This window comes from Hymenobacter mellowenesis (assembly GCF_030581005.1).
GTDB lineage: Bacteria > Bacteroidota > Bacteroidia > Cytophagales > Hymenobacteraceae > Hymenobacter > Hymenobacter mellowenesis.
Genome location: NZ_JAUQSX010000004.1, coordinates 136124 through 151080, shown reverse-complemented (window position 1 = coordinate 151080; position 14957 = coordinate 136124). Strand labels below are relative to the sequence as shown.

General features: G+C 62.8%; 16 protein-coding genes. 4 read left to right on the top strand and 12 right to left on the bottom strand.

Features of this window, described 5'->3' with window-relative positions; translation table 11 throughout:
* Positions 1–72 precede the first annotated feature (72 nt).
* A complete protein-coding gene (locus tag Q5H92_RS09195) occupies positions 73–1320 on the bottom strand; it encodes a serpin family protein (RefSeq protein WP_305011219.1) in 1248 nt (415 codons plus the stop codon).
* Positions 1321–1913: 593 nt separating this feature from the next.
* Between Q5H92_RS09195 and Q5H92_RS09190 the strand changes: the two genes are divergently transcribed.
* Positions 1914–2393: a hypothetical protein gene (locus tag Q5H92_RS09190; RefSeq protein WP_305011218.1), complete on the top strand. Its 480-nt coding sequence runs from the start codon at positions 1914–1916 to the stop codon at positions 2391–2393.
* 124 nt (positions 2394–2517) lie between these two features.
* Here Q5H92_RS09190 and Q5H92_RS09185 read toward each other — a convergent pair whose 3' ends face one another.
* Positions 2518–3501, bottom strand: a complete 984-nt coding sequence (locus Q5H92_RS09185; protein ID WP_305011217.1) for a GlxA family transcriptional regulator — start codon at positions 3499–3501, stop codon at positions 2518–2520.
* Between the two features lie 271 nt (positions 3502–3772).
* Between Q5H92_RS09185 and Q5H92_RS09180 the strand changes: the two genes are divergently transcribed.
* The 3 genes from Q5H92_RS09180 (at position 3773) to Q5H92_RS09170 (ending at position 5365) form a co-directional block, all read left to right on the top strand.
* The gene (locus tag Q5H92_RS09180; RefSeq protein ID WP_305011216.1) at positions 3773–4210 is read left to right on the top strand and encodes a DoxX family protein; all 438 of its coding nucleotides are present in this window, start codon (positions 3773–3775) and stop codon (positions 4208–4210) included.
* A 177-nt stretch (positions 4211–4387) separates the two neighbouring features.
* Complete coding sequence (locus Q5H92_RS09175) at positions 4388–4813, top strand: VOC family protein (RefSeq protein WP_305011215.1); 426 nt, start codon at positions 4388–4390, stop codon at positions 4811–4813.
* Positions 4814–4834: 21 nt separating this feature from the next.
* On the top strand, positions 4835–5365 hold the full coding sequence (locus tag Q5H92_RS09170; RefSeq protein ID WP_305011214.1) for a dihydrofolate reductase family protein: 531 nt from the start codon (positions 4835–4837) through the stop codon (positions 5363–5365).
* Positions 5366–5421: 56 nt separating this feature from the next.
* On the opposite strand, the gene Q5H92_RS09165 is transcribed toward Q5H92_RS09170, so the two are convergent.
* The 10 genes from Q5H92_RS09165 to Q5H92_RS09120 all read right to left on the bottom strand — a co-directional run bounded on the left by Q5H92_RS09165 (position 5422) and on the right by Q5H92_RS09120 (position 14849).
* Positions 5422–5799, bottom strand: coding sequence for a cupin domain-containing protein (locus Q5H92_RS09165; protein ID WP_305011213.1), 378 nt, complete (start codon positions 5797–5799; stop codon positions 5422–5424).
* Between the two features lie 22 nt (positions 5800–5821).
* Positions 5822–6421 carry a hypothetical protein gene (locus Q5H92_RS09160; protein ID WP_305011212.1) on the bottom strand — a complete coding sequence of 200 codons (600 nt, stop codon included), beginning with the start codon at positions 6419–6421 and terminating at the stop codon, positions 5822–5824.
* A 174-nt stretch (positions 6422–6595) separates the two neighbouring features.
* On the bottom strand, positions 6596–6871 hold the full coding sequence (locus Q5H92_RS09155; protein ID WP_305011211.1) for a hypothetical protein: 276 nt from the start codon (positions 6869–6871) through the stop codon (positions 6596–6598).
* Between the two features lie 104 nt (positions 6872–6975).
* Entirely contained in the window at positions 6976–7965 is a 990-nt protein-coding gene (locus Q5H92_RS09150) for a DUF4249 domain-containing protein (RefSeq protein ID WP_305011210.1), read from the bottom strand.
* 143 nt (positions 7966–8108) lie between these two features.
* The gene (locus tag Q5H92_RS09145; RefSeq protein ID WP_305011209.1) at positions 8109–10472 is read right to left on the bottom strand and encodes a TonB-dependent receptor; all 2364 of its coding nucleotides are present in this window, start codon (positions 10470–10472) and stop codon (positions 8109–8111) included.
* Between the two features lie 270 nt (positions 10473–10742).
* Positions 10743–11444 carry an OmpH/Skp family outer membrane protein gene (locus Q5H92_RS09140; RefSeq protein ID WP_305011208.1) on the bottom strand — a complete coding sequence of 234 codons (702 nt, stop codon included), beginning with the start codon at positions 11442–11444 and terminating at the stop codon, positions 10743–10745.
* 47 nt (positions 11445–11491) lie between these two features.
* Positions 11492–12049 carry a GNAT family N-acetyltransferase gene (locus tag Q5H92_RS09135; RefSeq protein WP_305011207.1) on the bottom strand — a complete coding sequence of 186 codons (558 nt, stop codon included), beginning with the start codon at positions 12047–12049 and terminating at the stop codon, positions 11492–11494.
* Positions 12050–12057: 8 nt separating this feature from the next.
* The gene (locus tag Q5H92_RS09130; protein WP_305011206.1) at positions 12058–13020 is read right to left on the bottom strand and encodes a succinylglutamate desuccinylase/aspartoacylase family protein; all 963 of its coding nucleotides are present in this window, start codon (positions 13018–13020) and stop codon (positions 12058–12060) included.
* 168 nt (positions 13021–13188) lie between these two features.
* Positions 13189–14142 (bottom strand): 30S ribosomal protein S6--L-glutamate ligase, encoded by a 954-nt coding sequence (gene rimK / locus Q5H92_RS09125; protein WP_305011205.1) that lies wholly within the window; start codon positions 14140–14142, stop codon positions 13189–13191.
* Between the two features lie 224 nt (positions 14143–14366).
* A complete protein-coding gene (locus Q5H92_RS09120; RefSeq protein WP_305011204.1) occupies positions 14367–14849 on the bottom strand; it encodes an ATP-dependent zinc protease family protein in 483 nt (160 codons plus the stop codon).
* Positions 14850–14957 lie beyond the last annotated feature (108 nt).

Below are 14957 nucleotides of genomic sequence, written 5' to 3'. Positions count from 1 at the left end.
TTAACTCCGGACAATAGAACGTCATGTCGAGCTTGCCGAGACATGACGGCTTAATTAGCCAAGCCTTTACTTCTACGGGTTCGTCAGCTGGCCGATGAACAGGATGGCGCCCGACGACTTCTCCCGAATCAGAAACAGAAACGGCCGGTCAATCAGCGTGGTAGGCGGAATGGAGGTCGTCACGATGCCCACCGAAGTCACGGCCGCAGCTTCAGTGCCTTCCTCGTTCACTTCCAGAAATGTTTTGTGCTGCACCGCGCTGATGGACAGGCTCGAAGGGCCGCCATCGAACAGCCGGCTGAAGTTGGCCTGGCCCGAAAAAGCTTCGCCCATGCCCAGCTGCGTCAGCATGCTGCTCAGCTCCTCCTCGTAGGAGAACTTGAATTTGGGTAGCCGCAGCTGCAAGCTGGTCGAATCGGTGGCGGCCAGCCAGGTGTTGAGCTGGGCGCGGGTGAGGCGGCTGGCCACGCTGGCCAAAGTGGCCTGGCCCCGCGGCACCACAAACGTCATGCTGAAGCGCCGGTTGCCATAAGGCAGGTCGATGAGCTGCAGCTGGGCATCCTGGTAGCGGCGGTAGTAGCCGGTGGTCAGGCCCATAAAGTCGGTGGTCGTGGTGGTGCCGTTTTCGCGGTTGAACGTGCCGGGGCGCGTGTTTTGCGGGTCGAAGCGGTACGTCCAGGCGCCTTTGAAGTAAAGTGCATTCACCAGGTACATCACGTCGTTGGGCGTCGTGCCGTTGATGATGGTGGGAATCTTGCCGCGCGTTTGGGTATTCACCCAATCGTTGATGGTGGCCGCCGCCGCCGGTGCCCCAAAAGCCAACGGCCGCACCGTGGCCCCAAAATACTGCTGGTTGGCTTGCACAAACGGGGCCTGCAGCCGGTACTGCTGCCCGTACCAGATGGAATTGCCCGTGGTGAACGTCACCCGTGGGTCGAGCCCGCCCAGCAGCGCAAACAAGCTCTGGTACGCCTCGTTGATTTGCGTATCGGTGAGCGGCTGGAAGCCCAGCGTTTGCTTCATGGCGGCCTTGGTGGTGCCGTCGGCGCCGTTGTAGGCCATGGTGAGGGCCGCCGAAATGCTCAGCGGCGAGATGCACAGGTTATCGGCCGGCGCGGCCGTGCGCAACTTGCCGAATGCCTCAAACGCAAAGTCGTTGGCGCTGCTCACCGTGCTACGCTCGGCGGTGGTGAGGGGCCGCGTGGGCAGGGCTTCGGGGGCTGGGTTGGGGTCGGCCACATCGTGCTTCTGGCAGGCCGGGAAGAGCAGGGTGCCGGCCAGCAGGCCCAGCAGCGCGGGTTTGGAGATGAAAGCGGGCATAAGGAGGAAAGGGAGTGGAGGAACAGCGCTTGCAGGTTTCAGCCAGTCTGACCGGCTGCTGCGCCGAACCGTTGCACCGGCGTTTTCTGGCTTTTCTCCGCTCTGCTTCGCTCCTGCTGTGGCTGGCCTGGGCCAGTGCTTCTTCACTCAATGCAGCAATAAATAAAAAAATTATTTCGGCCTGTAACGTTCGCCTTCATTGGCGGTATCCACATTTGAAAGCCCCCAGGCAACCCGGTCCGCCACTGATGCATCTTTCTACCAGTTCCCGCATTTCGATGCCTTCGCCCCAAGCTACCCGCGTCCGCCAAGCCTGCCCCGCCAGCCCAAACGCCTTCCACTAACCACCTGACCAAGGACTAAGCGAACTACCTGAAATTTTTCTTAAAAATTTTCTCGCTGAAAATCAATGCATAACGGGCATCAAAATACACAAAAGGCACATTAATTGAAACAGTACCTTGCTTTACAAAGTACCTACCATACATTTGTACTGTTCGTCGCCCAGTACTATAAGCCGCCCTTCTTCTCCGCTTCCCTACCCCGCCTTTTTTCTGCAAAATTTTCACCCTCACCTTTTTTCTGTAAGTACCATGAACCGTTCCCTCTCCCTCCGCTCCGCCCAGCAACTGACTGGCGCCACCACCACCACCAGCGCCCAGCGCCTGGCTTCGGCTCCGTTCCTGCGGCCCCTGTTGCTCGGCGGATTGGCCGTGCTGGGCACTGTCGGCTCGGCGCTGGCCCAGGATGCTCCTTCTGTGAAAGCCAAGCAGGCCGATGCCCAGAGCCTGTGGCTGACCGTTGAAAACCCCACCCAGCAGCGCATGCACATGGATGTGGTGTGCCTGTCCAACAAAACTTCCCTGGTAAGCGAAACCAACCGCCGCGCTTCCTACGGCAGCCAGCTCAGCTTCAAAGGCCTGCCCGCCGGCCAATACGCCGTACTGCTGCGTGTAGGCCGCGAGCGGTATCGCTACAACGTGGACGTGAAAGCCGACGCCCAAACCGCCATTTCGGTGCGCGAGCTGATGGCCGACAAAACCTCGGAACTGGTGGCCTCGGCCACCCGCTAACCGACCCAGTCCGGGCGGTGGGCTGGCGACGAGGCCCACCGCTACATGATTCGGCCCCCGGCGGCGTAGTGCTCAGCACTGCGCCGCCGGGGGCCGAGTCGTTTTCACCGCAGTGCTCGGGGGCCTACGCGGCCAGGGCCTTGCGGCTGTACTTGTCGCGGTAGGCCAGCGGCGACACGCCGGTGATGCGCTTGAAGAGCGTGCGGAAGGCCTTGCTGTCGGAGTAGCCCACCGAGTACATTACCTCGCTCACGTTGTCCTGCGATGATTCGAGGCTCATTTTGGCGGCTTCGATTTTCACGCGCTGCACGTACTCGGCCACGGTGTTGGCGGTGGCTTTTTTGAAGCGGCGCTCGAAGTTGCGGCGGCTCAGACAGCATTGGGCGGCCAGCTCGTCCACGGCCAGCCGCTCGGGGTAGTGCTGCTCGATGAACTCCTGGGCCTTGCGAATGGGCGCGTCGTCGTGGTCCTTCTGGCCCCGGAAGATGACAAACGGCGACTGGCTGCGCCGCCCGATGTCAATCTGAAACACTTTGGCGCAGCACACGGCCACGTCGCGGCTCACGTATTTCTCAACCAAATACAGCACCAAGTTGAGGTAGGAATAAGCCCCGCCGCTGCTGTAGAGGCCCTGTTCGTCGGTAATCACCTGCTCGGCCACGAGGTGCACGGCCGGATACATGGTCGCAAACTGCGGGGCGCCCAGCCAGTGGGTGGCGCACTGTCGGCCGTCCATCAGGCCGGTGGCGGCCAGCAGAAACGCGCCCAGGCACAGGCTGGCCACTTCGGCCCCGTGCGCGTGCTGGCGGGCAATCCAGGCGATGAGGTCGTGGTTGAGGGCCACGGCTTCGGCCAGGTCGCCGTGCGGGGCCGGAATAATGATGAGGTCGGTCTGGAAATCCTCGTCGATGGTGCGGTGGGCGTGCAGCGTGAACAGCCCGCGGTTGAAGGTTTTGTGCTTCGTGAGGCCCACCAGCTCGATGTGAAAGGCCGGCGGCTGGCCGGCACCCGCCAACAGCTCATTCACCTGGCTCAGCACCTTGTGCGGCCCCTCGATGCTGCCCACCACCGCCTCGCCGGCCGGCACCAGAATAGATACGTGCTTCATGACGCCAAATGTAGGCACAACGATGGCGCATTCGGCCCCTGAGTTGGGCGCAAATGCCCCCTTGCCCATCTATATTTTGCTAATACCTTTGCTAAACCAGTTAGTCAATCGCATTTTTAGCAAATGAGTGTCTTTTCAACAGTCATGCAGAGCGCAGCGAAGCATCTCGCGTGCTTCAACTAATTACTTACAGCACGCGAGATGCTTCGCTGCGCTCTGCATGACCGTTCTTTTTCTCGACGTTTTCTCACCCCTCAAATCAACCATCGCCATGAAACCTCGCACCACCGCCCGCCTCTATTGGACCCTCACCATCCTGTTTTGCCTCATGATGCTGGCCGACGGCGTGGCCGGCCTGCTGCACGAGCAAAACGGCGTGACCGCGATGAAGGCGCTCGGCTACCCCATCTACATCATGGACATCACGGGCGCGGCCAAAATCCTGGGCGCACTGGCCCTGCTCCAGAACAAGTACCGCACGCTCAAAGAATGGGCTTTCGCGGGCTTTGCCATCGATTTTATTGGCGCGGCGGCTTCGGTGGCCTTTGCCGGGCTGGGCGTCGTGGGCACGCTGCCGGCGTTGGTGATGACGGCCGTGCTGTTCGGGATTTACTTCCTGTGGAAGCGCTACCTCAGCAGCCGCCCCCAAACCGCCACCGCCGATGAAACGGAAGCTGCTTTCGCGACTCCGGCCGCAGCCACGCTGTAAGCTGTAACTGAAATGCTGAATCAGAACATCATGCTGAGCTTGTCGAAGCATCTCTACCGCGCAAGTAATTCAACAGGTTCAACGAAGCAGTAGAGATGCTTCGACAAGCTCAGCATGACCGTTCTCATTTACAACAAACAACCTCACAATCAATTATTCACCCCTAACCCCAAACCCATGGCTCTTCTCAGTCCCCACATCGCATTCCCCGACGGCAAATGCCGCGAAGCCCTCTCCTTCTACCAGAGCTGCCTGGGCGGCGAGCTCAACCTGACGCGCGTCGGCGATACGGCCATGGCCGAGCAAATGCCCGCCGAAGCCCAGGACCAGATTATGCACGGCACCCTGACTGCCGGCCCGCTCGTGCTCATGGCCTGCGACGCCTTGGACACCCGCCGCCCGTTTGCGCCCGGCAACAACATCGCCATGCTCCTGACCTGCAGCAGCGACGAGGAAATCAACACTTTGTTTGCCCGGCTGGGCGAGGGCGGCACCGTTGTCGACCCGCTGGCCGATATGTTTTGGGGCGGTAAGTTTGGCACCCTCATCGACCGGTTTGGGACCGAGTGGGTATTCAGTTTTGACAAGCCGGCCTGCGGATAATCAGCTTTTTATCTATTCACCATGAGCAAAGTAATTGCCGCCGAATACCTGACGCTGGATGGCGTGATGGAAAACCCGGCCTGGACGGCCCCCTACTTCAATGAAGAACTGGGCGAGTTTCAGGGAGAATTGATGGCTTCGGCCGATGCCCTGCTGCTGGGCCGCGTGACGTACGAGGCCTTTGCCGAGGCCTGGCCCAACGCGCCCGACGCGCCCGACGCCGAAATCATGAACCGCCTGCCCAAATACGTGGCCTCGCGCACGCTCCAAACGGCCGGCTGGAACGCCGAGATTATGCAGGGCGACGTGGCCGCCGAAGTGGCGCGCCTCAAGCAGGAGCCCGGCCAGAACCTGCTCATCTACGGCAGCGGGCAGCTGGTGGAGTACCTGCGCCGGCACGGCCTGATTGACACCTACCGCCTCATGGTGTTTCCGCTGGTGCTGGGCAGCGGGCAGCACCTGTTCACCACCGAAATCGGGTCCGATTTTAAGCTGGTGTCGTCGCACGCCACCCGCACGGGCGTGCTGGTGCTCACCTACGAGCGGGCCTGAGCCGCGGGCCCCGGCGCTGAAACGCCGGGGCCCGCAACCGCTTGCTACTGGAGCAACTAATGCCGGCTGGGCAGGCCCAGGCGCTCCACGGTTTCGCCTTCAAAGTCGAATTCGATGAGAATGGCGGGCTCGTTGCCCACCACCCAGCCGTCGTGGCCCGGCGCAATGGCCACGGCCTGCGGGGCCACAAACTCTTCAATGGCCCCGTCAGCGTACTGGATATTGAAGCGGCCGCTGGCCAGAAAGCCCACGTGCGCATGCGTGCACAAGGGCGTGCCCACGATGTCCTTGAGGTTTTTCGACCAACGAAAGCCGATGGGGTACACAATGCGCTTGACGCGGGCATTGCCCGTGGGCACGACGTCAACCTGCACGCCGCCGACTTCGCGGCGCGTGGCGCCCTTCATGGGGCCGAGGAGAGAGGGATTTTCCATGCCCTAACCTACGCATTTCACCCTACTTTTTCGCCGGAGATGCTACCACGAGCTGCGTGTTGCCGGGCAGCGGAATCTCGCGGGCGGTTTCGAAGGGGCCGGGTTCGGGGGCGGTTTCCTCCACTTTGCGCTGCACAATGCGCAAGTGGCGGCCGTCCACGTTCAGCACGGCTAGGTCCTGGCTGGTGCCGGTGGCAGCCTGGTAGCTGCGGAAGCCCAGCAGCATGCCGGCCGGAAAGCCAGCCTGTTTGGCTTTGGCGGCATCCACCACGTCGGGCTTGCCGGCGAAATTGCCCAAGTCGATGTCCTGCGGCTGGCGGCCTTGCAGCAGCAGATGGGCGCTGGTACGCGGGCGGCCGGCATCGTCGGGGTTGGGCGCGGGCTTGAAGGCGAAGGCCAGCTTGAGCGTTTCGGCCGCGCGCAGCTGGGGCGCGGCGGCAGGCACGGGGGCCGTAGCCGCGGCATCGGGCGCCGTGCCGGTGGCCGCATTGGCCGAGTCGACCGCAATAGGAGTAGCGGGCGCGGTGTCGGCGGTAGCGGTGGGCGTGGAGGTGGCGGGCGGGTTTTGGTTGCAGCCGGCCAGCAGCAGGGCCGCGCCGAGGGTGAGCGTAAAGGATTTCATCAGATGCGAAGGCGGTTTATTGAGGCCGTAAGATTAAGCATAATTGCAGTTGCCGGCCCGGCAACCAAGTCGTCGAGCCAAACGCGGTCGCGGCATTGCTGCCGCGATGTTGCCGTCGGCATAAAAAAAGCCCCGCTACCAAGGCAGCAGGGCTTTTTCCTTTCCAGACCGCGCTTACCAGCGACGGCCGTGGCCACCGTAGACGCGGCCCCGGTAGCCGTATGGCCGGGGCGCGTAGTACACCGGGCGGGGCGCATAATAAACGGGAGCGGGAGCGTAGTACACGGGGGGCGGCGGCACGGCGTACACCACGGGCGGGCGGGGCGGGTAGTAGCGGGGGCCGTAATAGGCCCGGGGCGGCGGATAGCCGATGCCGACATTGACCCGAACCTGGGCATTGGCCGCCTGGCTGCTCAGCAGCAACAGGAACAGGCCGAAAGCAAGAAACATTGATTTAGTCCGCATAAGGCATTGCGCCGAAGCGCATTGATTAAGGATGAAGGACAATTTACAGGCTTTAGACGAAAACGCGGGCGCCGGGTTTAATGGTTCAGTTAGGGAATCTGGACGCGGGAGGTGGCGTTGGTGGCGCCGCCAAACAGGCCGTAGCCCTGGCGCACGTTGCCGGCCAGCGGGGCGGGCTCGGCAAAGGGGTTGCCGTTGCTGTCGTAGTAGCGGCGGTTGGAGAGGTAAAAATTGTACGCATCGGCCGTGAGGCTGCTCACCGTGACTTCGACGAAGGCTGGCGGCGGGCAAGCGCCCGGCGTGTAGCAGCCGGTGTTGTAGCGCACGTCGGCATTGAGCGTGAGGCGCTCGCCGTTGTGATTGGTATCGGCGTAGGGGCGAATGCCGAAGGCGCCGAGGTTGTATTGCTGCTGGGCGCTCGACAGTTGGAACTGGTCGATGCTGATGCCACTGTCGTCGTCCTGGTCCAGTTGCAGGTTGCCGTAGGGCAAAGGCTGGCCCTGCGCATCGAGCACGCGGGCAAACACCAGGTAATAATTGTCGGCGCCGGCGTCGTCGCGCACGGTCACGGTGAGGCGGCCCGTGGCGGTGCCGTAACTTGTGGTCCCGCGCTTCTGAAAAGCCACGCTCTCGATGGTGGGCGCGGCCGGCAGGGTCAGCGTGCTTTCGGCGGTTTCGAGGCCCGGCAGGGCGGCCCGCAGCGTGTAGGGCTGGCCCGGCTGGGGCCGAAACCCGAGCACCGGGCGATAGTAGCCAGGGTCGCCGCGGTAACTCGAGGAAAAATTATTGCCCACGGGCCGGTAGCGCTCCACCACCCGGCCGGCGGCGTCGCGCAGCTCCACGGCCGCATCGGTGCGGCCCAGGAGGCGGTCGGTGCTGAACACGCGCTGGCTGTTGCTCACGTAGAGCTGGCGCTGCTGAAACAGCTCCAGATACGACGAATCCTGCGGGGCCGGCGTGAGCACATAAAACAACGACACCCGGGGCTTGTGCGGCGGCTCGGGCAATTCCGCGTCCGATTCGCAGCCGGCCAAGGCCGTGGCGGCGAGGAGCAGGGCGGCAAGAGAAATGTTTTTCATTTTGCGAATAGATTAATTGTCATGTCGAGCGCAGCCGAGACATCTCGCGTGCCGCCACTAATTCTTTTTCAACGATTGGATTACTTCGGCACGCGAGATGTCTCGGCTGCGCTCGACATGACTTTTTAGAGCCTGCGGCCGAATTAAAACCGGAACGTCTTGCTGAACGAGGGCAAAATGGGAAACAACGACACCTGCCGGTAGCTCAGCTGCTGGCTGCCCTGGGCGCGGCCCAGGTAAATGAAATAGGGGTTTTTGCGGCTGTAGAGGTTGTACACGCTGAAGCTGTTCACCACTTCGCCCCAGCGCTTTTTCTTGGTGTGGCTCAGGTCGAGGTCGAGGCGGTGGTAGGCGGCCATGCGGTAGCTGTTGCGGGGGCCGTAGTCGTCGTATGTGTCGTAGGGGCCCAGCTGGTAGCGGCCTTGGGCCAGCGTCACGGCGTTGCCGGTGCCGTACACGAACGTGCCCGAGAGCGTGAGCGTGGGGCTGAATTCGTGAATGACCACCAGCTTGAAATCGTGGCGGCGGTCGTACTTGTAGGGGTAGGTCAGCCCCTGGTTCAGGGCCGCAAACTGGCGGTTGCTCCACGACAGTGTGTAGCCTATCCAGCCGGTGGTTTTGCCGGTTTTCTTTTGCAAAAACAGTTCGGCGCCGTAGGCCCAGCCCCGGCCGCTGGTGATTTTGGACTCGTAGTTGTCGTCGGTGGTGCCGATGAAATCCGCGCCCTCGCGGAATTCAATCAGGTTCTGCATGGGCTTGTAGTAGGTTTCCACGCTGAACTCAAAGTCCTCGCCCTTGAAGCGCACGTTGCGGGCCGCGCCCACGCTGAACTGCTGCGCTTTCTGCGGCAGGGTTTTGGCGGTGGCGGGCACCCACAGGTCGGTGGGTAGGCCGATGCTGCTGTTGGTGAGCAGGTGTACGTACTGCGTGGTGCGGGCGTAGGCGCCTTTCAGGGCCCAGTCTTCGGTGAGCAGATAGCGGGCCGAGAGGCGCGGCTCCAGGCTGGGGTACAGCTTTTTCTCCACCAGAAACGAGTTCAGGCGCAGGCCCACGTTCACCTTCAGGCGGTCGTTGAGCTTCACGTCATCTTCGGCGTAGAGGCTGGCTTCGCTGGCCCCGATGCGGCGGCCCACGGCCTGGTTCTGGGTGGGGTCGGCGTTGCCCTCGCTTTGCAGGGCGCCGGGCCGGAACTGGTGCCGGATGGCCTGCCCCCCAAAGCGGATGTAGTGGCTGGGGTTGGGCACGTAGTCGAAATCGACCTTCGCGCTCACGTCCTGAATATTCGACAGATAACTCAGGCTGTACTTCTCGTCGCGGGTCTGCCCGTTGTTCTGGTAGTGGTTTTCCTGCGTCGAGCCCACGTCGAACTGGTAGCGCGTGAAGGTGAGGTGGGCGTTCATGAACAGCCGGTCGTTCACCACGTGGTTCCAGCGCAGGGCGGCAATGCGGTTGCCCCAGCCCAGCGCGTTTTTCTGTTTGTAGGTGTCGCCGTTGTCGCTCTTGTCCTCGTCGTTGGCGTAAAACTCGTCGTAGCCCAGGTAGGCGCTCAGGTAGAGGCGGTCGCGGGCGCCGAGCTTCCAGTTCAGCTTGCCGTTGAGGTCGTAGAAGTAGTAGCCTGCCACCAGCCCGTTGGCCTGCGCCATGATGAGCGGCCGGGCCAGAATGTCGATATAAGTGCGGCGGGCCGAGAAAATGAAAGAGGCCGTGTCTTTCTTAATCGGTCCTTCCAGCGTGAAGCGCGAGGCAATGAGGCCAATGGCGCCCTCGCCGTGCAGCTTCTGCATGTTGCCCTCCTTCATCGTAATATCCACCACCGACGACAGCCGCCCGCCGTAGCGCGCCGGAAACCCGCCCTTTATCAGCTCCACGTTCTTGATGGCATCGGCATTGAACACCGAGAAGAAGCCGAACAAATGCGAGGCGTTGTAGATGGGCGTGCCGTCGAGCAGCAGCAGGTTCTGGTCGGGCGAGCCGCCGCGCACGTAGAGGCCGCTGCTGCCTTCGCCGCCGGCCTGCACGCCGGGCAGCAGCTGCAGTGCCTTCAGCACATCGGTTTCGCCAAACAGCGCGGGCAGCAGCTTTATCTGGTTCACCGGAATGTTGATGGTGCCCATGCGCGTGCTCTCGGCCACTTTTTCCTCGCGGCTGCCCACCACTTCCACCCCCGCCAACTCGGCCGACGACGGTTTCAGCCGGAAATCGTGGGTGAAGCTGCGGCCGGCTTTCTCGGCCAGCCGCAGCCGCTCGTATCCCAACGCCGACACCAACAGCTTCACGGAATCGGACGAAGAAGCCAGCGTGAGCGAGTAGAAGCCAAAGGTGTTGGTGGTGGTGCCCTGGCCGCTGGCGGGGTGCACCACGGCCACGCCGGGCAGGCTTTCGCCGGTAGCGCCATCGCGCACGTAGCCACTGATGGTGAAGCGGTTGTTTTGCTGCGCGTGGGCCGTGGTAGCGGCCACCAGCAGCGCCGCGCTGCTCAGCGCGACCGTGCGGAAAAGTGTCTTCATGCAGAAGGAAAGGAGAGAAAAGCCAGCGGCGGCGGGCCAGCATGGCGGCCTAACGGCCGCCGGGCATTTTTATTGGAGAGCGAATTTCGGGCGTTGGGGTTGCTTGGAGTCTCGCAAAAAATCAGCAAAAAAAGAACGTCGTGCTGAGCGAAGTCGAAGCATCTCTACCGCGCAAGTAATCCAATCGAGGATTTACTATTGCGGTAGAGATGCTTCGGCTGCGCTCAGCATGACGTTCTTTAATCCGACCCGTCACCCGGACGTAGCCGCCTACTTCCGGCGGTATTCCGCGTTCAGGTAGGCCAGCACCGGAGCCGTGATATCGAGGTCTTTCTGGCCGTAGGCGATGGTGCCGCTGGGCGCGGCAATCAGGATGAGCTTGTAGCCGTGCGACTTGCCGTAGGCTTCCACCTTCTTGTTCACGCTTTCGAGCACGGTCTGGGTCAGCTTGGCTTCTTCTTCCTGGGCCTGGGCCTGGATGCGCTGCTGGGCCTGGCCCGACTCCTGCTGCTGGGCCTGGAGCTTCTGCTCGGTGGCGGCGCGCTGCTCGGCGGTCATGCCCTGGGCTTGCTTCTGGTAGTTTTCCACGGCGGTGCGGAAGTTGGCAATCAGCTTCTGGTTCTGGCCTTCCCAGCCGCGGGCTTTGGCCTCGAAGGCCTTGCGAGCGTCTTTCATGCCCTGGTAGCCGTCCAGCATCTTGCCCGACTCCACGTACACGATTTTATCGGCGTTGCTGGCGGCGGTCGGAGTGTCGGCAGCGGGAGTGGTTTCGGGCGCGGGCGCGTTGGCCTCGGCCAGCGCGGCCTTGGTCAAGCTGTCGGTCGTGGTCAGCTCCGGCGAGGCCACCACGGCCGTTGATTTGTCAGTAGCAATGGCTGGGGCCACCGGCTTCTGGTTGAAATGCAGGAAGTACAAGCCGGCCACCAGCAGGGCCAAAACAACGTTAATGGTTAATTGAATGGGGTTTTTCATTGAAAAGCGCAGATGAGGAAAAAACAAAAGTACGGGCCCGGCGCATGTCAGCCCGCCACCGGCCAGTCGGTGGCCAGCAAAGCGTATTGAAACTCGTCGCACCACTCGCCCTTGTACCAGCCATTTTGCCGGAAATGCCCTTCCCGGCGCATCCCCACCCGTTCCATGAGTGCCACCGACGGCGCATTGCGCGGGTCCACCAGCGCCACCACCCGGTGCAAGCCCAGCTCCGCGAAGCAAAACCGCAGCAGCCCCTGCAACGCCTCGCCAGCGTAGCCCTGCCCCTGCCAGCGCGGCGCCAGCGTGATGCCGATTTCGGCAATGCGCGGCTCGTGGCCCTGCCGGTGCAGGGCGCAGTCGCCCAATAGCTCGTCGTCATCGCGGCGGGCAATGGCGATTTGCACCCACTCGCCGGGCGCGGCCGGGATGGCGGCCACCGAATGCCGGGCAATGAAGTCAACGGCCTGCGCTTCGCTGAACGGGTCGAACCCCTGAAAGCGGCACACCGCCGGGTCGGCGCGGTAGGCGGCGAAGGCGGGCAAGTCGGCAGGCCGCAGGTGGCGCAGGCGCACCCGACCGGCGTCAATTGTAAAAGGCTTTTCCATGCCGAAAATTACTCTGGCACGGCAATGTGCAGCAGAGCGTCGCCCTGGTTCACCACCGGCATGTGGTTCAGGCCGATGACGTAGCCACTTAGCGGCGACTCCAGGCGCACGGTTTGCTGCCCGTAGGGGTCGGCCACGGAGCCATAAATCTGGCCTTTCTCCACAAACTGGCCGTTTTCGACGTGTGACCGGAACACGCCCGCAAAACGCGCCCGCAGCCACGTATGCCGCCGGCACACGATGCTGGGCCGGGCCGGCGCCGGCGCCGCCGGGCCCATGCCCAGGTGGTGCAGCACCCGCAAAGTGCCCGCCGCCGCCTCCTCAATGCCGGGCTCGTCGAGCCGCAGGCTCTCGCCGGTTTCGTACACGATGATGCGTTTGCCCAGCCCATACGCCGCCTCGCGCAGCGAGCCCGCCCGCAAGGCCGCGTGCAGCGTGAAGGGCGCCGAAAAAGCCGCCGCCATGGCGTCCAGCTCCACATCAATGCCCAGCAGGGCGCGTACCTGCGGGTAGTTGGCCCGCGTGGCGCCGCCGGTATGAAAATCGATGCCGTAGTCAATCAGGGGCATGATTTCGCGCATGAAGCGGTGGGCCACCCGCCCGGCCAGCGACCCGCGCGGAAACCCCGGGAACGAGCGGTTTACGTCCTTGCCATCGGGCACGTCGCGGCTGAAATTCAGAAACCCGTAGATGTTGAGGATGGGAATGGCGATGATGGTGCCGCGCAAGGGCGTGAGCAGTTCGCGCCGCACCAGCCGCCGAATGGTTTCGATGCCGTTCACCTCGTCGCCGTGCATGCCGCCCATCAGCAGCAGCGTGGGCCCCGGCTCCACGGCCCGAATCACGTGCACCGGTACGTCAATCACCGTGCCCGAGGGCAGCCGCGAAATCACCAGCCGCGTGAGCACCCGCTCGCCGGGCTGAATGGTGAGGCCGTTGAGGTGCATCGGGCGGTCGGGAGCGGTGGGCATGGGCGGTAAGCGAAGTCAGGAGGAGATGAATAAAAAGAACGTCATGTCGAGCTTGCCGAGACATCTCGCGTGCCGAAGTAATCCAATCGAAGAGATTTACCACAGCACGCGAGATGTCTCGGCAAGCTCGACATGACGTTCTTTTCTCTCCAATCTATCCTTCCCCTCCTACTTTCCGCCCGGCACGTCCGATTGCGCGTCAACGCCAATTGCTGCCCCTTTTTTCGCCTTGGGCTTCGCTTTTTTCTTCCCGGCCAGCGCGGTACTGTATTCGATGATGCGGCCGGCGATGTCTTGCTTGGTAGCTTTCTCGATGCCCTCTAGCCCGGGCGAGGAATTGACTTCGAGCACCAGCGGACCGCGCTTGCTTTGCAGCATATCGACGCCCGCAATGCCCAGGCCCAGGGCTTTGGTGGCCAGCAGCGCGGCGGCCTTCTCGGCCCGCGTGAGCTTCACGAGCGTGCCCGAACCGCCGCGGTGCAGGTTCGAACGGAACTCGCCTTCCTTACCCTGGCGCTTCATGGCGCCCACCACCTCGCCGTCCACCACGAAGGCGCGCAGGTCGGCGCCCTTGCTTTCGGCAATGAACTCCTGCACGATGATGCGGGCCTTAAGGTTGTGGAAGGCCTCGATGACCGACTGCGCAGCCTTGGCCGACTCGGCCAGCACCACGCCCAGGCCCTGGGTGCCTTCGAGGAGTTTGATGATGACCGGCGCGCCGCCCACCTGCTCAATCATGGCCGGCACGTCGGCCGAGAAGTTGGTGAAGGCCGTTTTGGGCATGCCCACGCCGGCGCGGCTCAGAATCTGCATCGAGCGGAGCTTGTCGCGCGAGCGCACAATGGCTTGGCTATCAATAGCTGTGCGCACCTTCATCATCTCAAACTGCCGCACCACGGCCGTGCCGTAGAACGTGACCGAGGCGCCGATGCGCGGAATAATGGCGTCGAAGCCTTCGAGCGGCGCGCCCTGGTAGATGATGCCGGGCTGGCCCTTCTCCAGCACAATGTTGCACTGCAGGTGGTCGATGACCACGGCTTCGTGGCCCAGGTTGGCCGCGGCCTCCACCAGCCGCTGGGTGGAATAGGATTTCGGCTCACGCGAGAGAATGGCCAGTTTCATCGGGGGTGGATTGGTGGGGTGGTGGAGTGGAGAAGGGGCGGGTGGGATGGGATGGAACGGGCGGGGTGAGTGGCACCAGGGCGGGGCGGTTTGTCATCCTGAGCAGCGCGAAGGACCTTACCACAGCTGCTCAGGGTGAATTACTGAAAATTGTCCTTACGTGAGAAGGTCCTTCGCTGCGCTCAGGATGACAGAATTTTCACAGAATATCGCCACAAAGCTACTCAGGGCCGGGCGCGGCGCGCGGCGGCGCGGGCCAGGGATTTGTAGGAAAGGTTGCGCTTGGCCACGTCGACTACGAAGCGGCCCTGCCGCAACAGGCTGCGGCCCAGCAATACGGGATACTTCATGTCGGAGCGGTCGGAGAGCGAAAATTCGGCTTCAAAATCTTCGCCGTACAGCTGCACCACGGCCCGGATGACGTAACGCTCCTGCACCTCACCGTTGGAGGAGCGGATGTCGCGCAGGGCAAAATCGGGGAAAGTCAGCGGGCGGCCGTTGGCATCGGCGTGGTCGGGGTCGAGCAGGCGCACCCGCAGCACGGGCCGCTGCTGGCCATCGGTTTCGATGTGGATGTCGGTGCAGTGGATGGCGCTGGTGTAGGCGCCGGTGTCCACCTTGGCCTCCACACCGCCGAGGGCAAAGGCAGGAAAGTCCACCAGCTCGCGGCGGCCGAGAATGCGCTTGGGGGAGCGGGGGCGGTTCATGGTGGTGAAGATAGGCGGCGGCCGGCCGCCAACGGCTGGGCGAAGGGGTCCGGCCAAATCTCGGGCGGCTAGAACGAACGGTCGCAGGGAACCACCCCAAACCAAATA